Source organism: Acidimicrobiia bacterium, assembly GCA_040880805.1.
Taxonomy (GTDB): domain Bacteria; phylum Actinomycetota; class Acidimicrobiia; order IMCC26256; family DASPTH01; genus DASPTH01.
Map to the genome: position 1 here is coordinate 45,016 of JBBDHW010000002.1, position 7,110 is coordinate 52,125.

A 7,110-nucleotide genomic window follows, 5' to 3' on the forward strand; every position below is an offset into this window, starting at 1 on the left:
TCTCTTTGGTCGCTCGCTACGAGCCGGGGATACCCCGGCTCGCTTCACGCTCGTTCCCAGACGACAGCCCCGTTTCACCTCCCTGTAACGAACACGAAACAACCGCTCCGTACGGTCTCGGGGTGGCGAACGCGCAGCCCCGAGCCGACGTCGTGTTGATCCGATGGCCCGAAGAAGGGGCGCGTCTCGAGAGCCTTCGGGCAACGGGTGCTCCCCGGCTGCTGCTCGTGGGCGAGAGTCTCGCGGCGCCCTCCTCGATCGATCCCCTCGAGGATTGGATTCGGCTGCCGGCCGCGGACGGCGACCTTCGTGCGCGCGTGGCCACGCTCCAGGCCCGCGGCAAAGCAGTCACCGCACCGACGGTCGACGCCGACGGGCTGCTCCGGCATCGCAAACGTTGGGTGACGCTATCGCCCGTCGAGCGAGCCCTCGTTGCAGCGATGGTCGACCGGTTCGGCGCGGTGGTCGGCCGTGACACGCTCGTGCGCCGGGCATGGCCGGGCGCCAGCCCCACTCGAAACGCACTCGACGTGCACATGCTGCGTCTCCGCCGTCGCATCTCGTCCCTGGGACTCGAGGTGCGCACCGTCCGTGCCCGGGGGTACCTACTGCAAGAGGTCGAGGGGCGCGAGCCCGCCGGCGCCTGAATCAGGCGTAGTCGATGGACGTCACCGGGGTTCTCCTCGACATCCTCGTCGTGCTCATCGCGGCGAAGCTCGCGGCGGAGATCGCCGAGCGCATCAACGTGCCTGCGGTGGTCGGCGAGATCGTCGCCGGTGTGATCATCGGCCCCTCGGTGCTCGCTCTCGTCTCGTCCAACGAGACGTTGAGCGTCCTCGGCGAGCTGGGCGTGATCCTGCTCCTGCTCGCGGTCGGTATGGAGATGGATCTGGGCGAGCTCGGCGCGGTCGGTCGTGCGTCGATGTCGGTCGCCGTGATCGGCGTGATCGTCCCGATGGTGGGCGGGTTCGTCGTTGCGAGCGCACTGGGGCACAGCGACAACCAGTCGCTCTTCATCGGCGCCGCGCTCTCGGCGACGAGCGTCGGCATCACCGCGCGCGTGTTCAGCGACCTGCGCGCGCTCGCGACCGTAGAGGCGCGGACGGTGCTCGGCGCCGCGGTGGCGGACGACGTGCTCGGCCTCGTGATCCTCACCGTCGTCGTGCGCCTTGTCTCGGAAGGTTCCGTGTCGGTGCTCGACGTCGCGGGAATCCTGCTCGTCGCGATCGCGTTCCTCGTGCTCACCGTGGCACTCGGGTCGCGATTCGCACCGGGATTGTTCCAGTTCCTCGACCGGCACGCGCGGTCGGCGGGCACGCTCGTCGCGCTCGCGCTGGCCTTCACCCTGGCGTTGGCGGAGCTGGCCGATGCCGCGCAGCTTGCCCCGATCGTGGGCGCGTTCGTCGCCGGGCTCGCGCTCTCCGGGAGCTCTGCCGCCGAGCGGATCCAGCGCGAGCTCGCGCCTGTCGGCCACCTCTTCATTCCCGTGTTCTTCCTTCAGATCGGGATCGACGTGAATGTGGACGACTTCATTCGTCCCGAGGTGCTCCGGATCGCGGGCGCGCTGCTCGCAGTGGCGGTGATCGCCAAGGTGGTGGCTGCGGTGGGCGCCCTCGGAGCGCCCGGCGACAAGCGCCTCATCGGCATCGGGATGATCCCGCGCGGTGAGGTAGGGCTGATCTTCGCCACCATCGGCCTGCGCGAGGGCATTCTCGGCGGCAACCTCTATGCCGCGCTGCTGCTCGTGGTGCTCGCGACCACCTTGGTGACGCCCCCGCTGCTGCGCTGGCGTCTCCTCCAACTCCGTGCCGGGCAGAGCGCACGCGCCGACAGCAGCGCGCCCGAGCCCGAGGGGGGATGGTTGCGGCGCCATGACGGCGCCATCGACCTTGCGGCGGATCCTCCGGCGCAGCTCGCGTTGCATGTCGCGTTCGACGCCGCGCTCGCCATCGCGAGCGGTGCCCGTCCGGGGTCGAAGCTGCTCGATTGGCTCGGAGTGTGGAGTGACACGCCGTTGCGGTTCGATGCCGCGGCCACGAAGAAGCTCTTCTCCGTTCTGGTCGACGGCGACCCGCGTGCCTGGCGGTTCCTCGAGACTACGGGAGTGCTGGAGCGTGCGCTTCCCGAGCTTGCCGACGCGGTTCGCCGCCGTCGCGACGATCCGTTCCTTCTCGATCCCGCGCATGTCCTGCGGTTTGCGCTCGTCGAACGCATCCGCGAGCTCATCGACGCCGATCCCGTGGCCGCGGAGGAGCACGCGCGCCTCGAACATCCGGAGTGGCTGTTGCTCGCAGCGCTCATCCTCGAGACTGCCGGCGACGACTCGTCACCGGTAGAGCTTGCGCGCCGAATTGTTCACCGTCTCGACCTCGGTGCGGCTGCGGAACAGGAGATCGCGTTGCTCGTGGGCGATTCGGTTCTGCTGCGGGGAGCCGCGCGCGAGGTCGACGGGCTCGTCGAGGAGCGGGTGTACCCGATCGCCACGCACCTCGAGCGTCCCGAGCGTGCCCGCGCGCTCTACCTGCTCACGCTCGCACTCGGTGACCTCGAACCGTGGGACCGCGAGCGCCTCGACGAGCTGTACAAGCTCGTGCTCGACCTGCTCGAGCAACCTGAAGTCACGGGGCTCGAGGCGCGCAACCTGATCGAGCGGCGCCGCGCCGAGGCGCTCCGGCTCGCGCAGGACGGCCGCGCCGTGGCCGAGCGGATCCAGCACGCGCCGCGTGAGCTTCTGCTCATGCAGGAAGCACGCGACATCGCGCGACAGGCGAAGCTGCTCGAGCCGCTTCCCGCACGTGGGCGAGCGCGCGTCGCCGTACGTCCGCTCGACGACGGTGAGTGGGGGATCGACGTTGCGTCCCGTGATCGTCCGGGCTTGCTCGCGACCGTCGCGGGCGTGCTCTCGCACCACGGCCTCGACATCCTGGACGCGGTCGTCGCGACCTGGGGCGACGGCGGCGCACTCGATTCGTTCCGCGTGCGCGGGACGTCGTCGCGCACCACGCCACCAAATTCGGAGGGGCTCGAGTCGTCGATCGTCACCGCATTCGATGCGCCTCTCGAGTCGCCGCCCAACCCCGACGCGGAGTTGTACTTCGACGACCACTCGTCGCCGTGGTACACGCTCTGCGAGGTCCGTAGCCCCGACCACCGGGGGCTGCTGCACGACCTGGCCGCGGGGATCTCGTCGGCGCGCGCCAACGTGCACATGGCGCGGCTCGCCACCATCGCGGGGAACGCGGTCGACCGCTTCGAGCTCACCGACCGGAACGGCCGCAAGCTCGACGACGCGATGGAGGCCATGGTGGTCCGCGCGATCCGTGAAGGCGTGCGCCGCCGGCGCCTTCCGAGCTTGCGCCGCTGACCTGCTCCGCGGACTGGCTCCGCGGACTGGCTCCGCGGACTGGCTCCGCGGACTGGCTCCGCGTGCGAACCTTGGTCCGTGCGCATCGGGGTGGACGCGGGCGGGACGTTTACCGACCTGGTCGGTGACGACGGGTCGGTCGTGAAGGTCGCGTCGACGCCGGCCGATCCTGCCCTTGCGATCGGTGAAGCCATCTCGCGGGTCGCGGCTTCAGCACGAGCTGTTGGCGCACGGGACGACGGTGGCCACCAACGCGTTGCTCGAGCACAATGTTGGGCGCGTGGCGCTCGTCGCGACGCGAGGCTTCTCGGATGTGATCGAGATCGCGCGGCAGGCGCGGCCCTCGCTCTACGACCAACACGTCGATCGATCACCACCGCTCGTTCCGCGCGAGTCGCGTTTCGAGGTGGGCGGGCGACTCGACGGATCGGGTTCCGAAGTGGAGGCGTTCGACGGCCACGTTCCCGATATCGATGGTGTCGATGCGGTGGCGGTGTGTCTGCTGCACGCCGATCTCGATTCGTCGCACGAGCGCGCGGTCGCGCGAGCGCTTGTGGCGCAGGGACTCGACGTTGTGTGCTCACACGAGGTCTCACCCGAGTTCCGCGAGTACGAACGTATGGTCACAACCGTTGTGGACGCCGCGCTCCGCCCGGTCTGCCGCGCGTACCTCCTCGGGCTCGGGTCGCTGGCAAGTGAGGTCTTGGTGATGACGTCGGCGGGCGGGCTCGTACCGCTCGAGGACGCGGTGACGCGGCCGGCTTCACTGTTGTTGTCGGGTCCCGTTGCCGGCGTGCGTGCGGCGGCCGTCGTCGCGGAGGCGTGCGGCTTTCCCGATGCGGTGTCGTTCGACATGGGCGGGACGAGCACCGACGTGTGCCTCGTTCGCGACGGTGCGCCGGACCCCGCGCCGGCGCTCGCTATCGCCGGGTACCCGATCCGGCTGCCCGCGGTCGCGGTGCACACGATCGGCGCGGGAGGCGGCTCGATCGCGCGGCTCGACAACGGCGGCGCGCTCGTGGTCGGCCCGCGCAGCGCCGGCGCGCGGCCGGGTCCGGCTTGCTACGGGCTTGGTGGTGAGCACGCGACGGTGACCGACGCCGACGTCGTGCTGGGCCGGATTCCGGCCGAGACCGCCTTTGCCGCGCTCGGCCGTATCGATGCCGTCGCCGCGCGACGGGCGCTCGACGGCGCCGGAGTAGCCGCGGAGGGTGTCGTGGCCGTGGTGGACGCGTCGATGGAGCGCGCCGTCCGCGTCGTGACGGTCGAGCAGGGCGTCGATCCGCGCGACCTCGCGCTCGTTGCCTTCGGCGGCGCCGGCCCGCTGCACGCGTGCGGGGTGGCCGATGCTCTCGGGATGCGCACAGTGATCATTCCGCCCCACGCCGGCGTGTTCTCGGCGGTGGGGCTCGTGTCCGCGCCCCGGCGACGCGAGCTGGTCAAGACGTGGGCGACTCCCGCGTCGGTGGCAGGTCTCGACGGTGCCCTTGATACGCTCGGGCGCGACGCGTCGGCGGCGGTCGGTGGCGCCGAGCTCGTCGAGACCTTCGTCGACTGCCGGTACGAGGGTCAGAGCCACGAGCTCACCGTGCACCGCCCGGCCGGATTCCCCGCGGAACACGAGCGGCGGAACGGCTTCGCGCGGCCCGACGCGCCGGTGGAGGTCGTCGCGCTCCGAGCGCGCGCGTCGCGCGCCGCGCCGCTGACCGTCGAACAACTCCCCGCAGTCGTGCGCCCGCGCGTCAAAGGGCCCGAGGTTGTGATCGAGCCCGACTGCAGTGTGTGGGTTCCCGACGGCTGGGTCGCCGAGCCTGGCGCGCTCGGCGCGTGGGTGATGGTGCGCGCATGAACGCCGCCGAGCTCCAGATCCTGATCTCGCGGCTCACCGGCGTTGCGGAGGAGATGGGCGCGGTCCTGCGACGCGCCGCCTACAGCCCGAACATCAAGGAGCGCGCCGACTGCTCCGCAGCATTGTTCACCGCAGCCGGGGAGCTGCTGGTGCAGGCGGAGCACATCCCGGTGCATCTCGGTTCGATGCCCGCGTCGGTAGCGGCTGCGATCGCGGCGGTCGGCGGTGAACCGCGACCCGGCGACGAGATCGTGCTCAACGACCCGTTTGCTGGGGGAACGCACCTCAACGACGTCACCCTCGTCTCCCCGTGCTTCGTGCACGGCGAGCTTGTCGGTTGGGTGGCGAACCGTGCACACCACGCCGATCTGGGAGGGATGGCCCCCGGATCGATGCCGCCCGAGGCAACCGAGATCTATCAGGAGGGGCTTCGCATCCCACCCGTCCGCCTCGACGACTCGGTCATCGAGATCCTGGTCGCGAGCTCGCGCACACCAACCGAGCGTTCCGGCGACCTCGACGCGCAGCGGGGCGCCAACCGTGTCGGCGTCGAGCGCATGCGCGCCGTTCTCGAAGCATTGGGCCTCGAAGCATTGAGCGTCGAAGGGCCGGGTTTGGCCGAGCCGCTCGACGAGATCGTCGCCTACGGCGAACGCCGGATGCGGGCGGCGCTGGCTGCCTTGCCGGACGGCGAATGGCGCTTCGAGGACGTGCTCGACTCGGCCGGCCCCCGGCCGGCGCAGCAGTCCCCGACGCGCATCGTGGTCGCGTTGTCGGTGCGTGGCGATCGCGCGTCGTTCGACTTCACGGGCACCGATACTCAGCGCGCGGGAAACGTGAACGCGGTCGAGGCCGTGACTGTGAGCGCCGTCGCATTTGCGCTGCGCGCCGCGACGGATCCGACGATCCCCGCGAATGGGGGCGCGATGCGGCCCGTGCGCGTGATCGCGCCACCGGGCACCGTCGTGGCGGCCATCGCGCCGGTGGCCGTCGGCGCCGGGAACGTCGAGGTGAGCCAGCGCGTCGCCGATGTGTGCCTCGGCGCGCTCGCGCAGGTTCTCCCGGGGCACGTCGGCGCCGCGAACCAGGGCACGATGAACAACGTGCTGCTCGGTGGAGATGGATGGGTGTATTACGAGACCATCGGCGGCGGGCAAGGTGCGCGTCCGTGGGCCGACGGCATGAGCGGCGTACACACTGCGATGACGAATACGCGGGACACTCCGGTGGAGGCGCTCGAACGCGAGTTGCCGCTCCGTATCCGGCGCTACTCGCTCCGCCGCGGGAGCGGTGGTGCCGGGGCGTACATCGGAGGCGACGGCATCGACCGCGAGATCGAGATGCTCGACGACGTGACGGTGTCGCTGGTGACCGAACGACGCGACCGGGCACCGTGGGGGCTCGACGGCGGCGCGCCCGGCGCGACGGGCGAGAACTGGCTCCTTCCCGGCGGCGAGGAGTTCGAGGCCCGGCGCGTGCCCGACAAGTGCACGCTTCAGCTTCGCGCGGGCGACGTGCTGCGGATCAGGACGCCGGGTGGCGGCGGGTACGGACGCGCACCCAAAGCCGGATGAGTCGGGGCCCGATCAGTCGGCCCGATCAGTCGGCCGGGCGCACGCTCAGGACCTCGACCTGGAAGGTGCGGCGCGGGCCCTCGTAGCCGACGGTGGCTCCGGGGCCGTGGCCGAGCAACGCCCGGCCGAGCGGTGACGATGTCGACAGCACGTCGAGCGTCTCGTGGCGCTCTTCGATCGAGCCGACGAGATAGCTCGTGGACTCGTCGTCGCCCTCCATGCGGATCTCGACGATCGTGCCCGGCCCGACGACCTCACCCGGTGCGCTCTCGACCACGACGGCCGTCTTGAGCATCTGATCGAGCTGGCGGATCCTTGCCTCG

5 protein-coding genes are annotated in these 7,110 nt (G+C 70.7%); 4 read left to right on the top strand and 1 reads right to left on the bottom strand.

The window, feature by feature from the left end; all coding sequences use genetic code 11:
* Positions 1 to 122: 122 nt before the first annotated feature.
* From WD271_00530 to WD271_00545, 4 genes are all read left to right on the top strand, one after another.
* Positions 123 to 647 carry a helix-turn-helix domain-containing protein gene (locus tag WD271_00530; protein ID MEX1006313.1) on the top strand — a complete coding sequence of 175 codons (525 nt, stop codon included), beginning with the start codon at positions 123 to 125 and terminating at the stop codon, positions 645 to 647.
* Positions 648 to 661: 14 nt separating this feature from the next.
* A complete protein-coding gene (locus WD271_00535; protein MEX1006314.1) occupies positions 662 to 3,364 on the top strand; it encodes a cation:proton antiporter in 2,703 nt (900 codons plus the stop codon).
* A 184-nt stretch (positions 3,365 to 3,548) separates the two neighbouring features.
* Complete coding sequence (locus WD271_00540; protein MEX1006315.1) at positions 3,549 to 5,213, top strand: hydantoinase/oxoprolinase family protein; 1,665 nt, start codon at positions 3,549 to 3,551, stop codon at positions 5,211 to 5,213.
* On the top strand, positions 5,210 to 6,787 hold the full coding sequence (locus WD271_00545) for a hydantoinase B/oxoprolinase family protein (protein ID MEX1006316.1): 1,578 nt from the start codon (positions 5,210 to 5,212) through the stop codon (positions 6,785 to 6,787). The genes WD271_00540 and WD271_00545 overlap by 4 nt, the downstream gene beginning before the upstream one ends.
* A 25-nt stretch (positions 6,788 to 6,812) precedes the next feature.
* On the opposite strand, the gene WD271_00550 is transcribed toward WD271_00545, so the two are convergent.
* Positions 6,813 to 7,110 (bottom strand): GreA/GreB family elongation factor (locus tag WD271_00550; protein ID MEX1006317.1); only part of this gene is annotated, 298 nt, incomplete at its 5' end.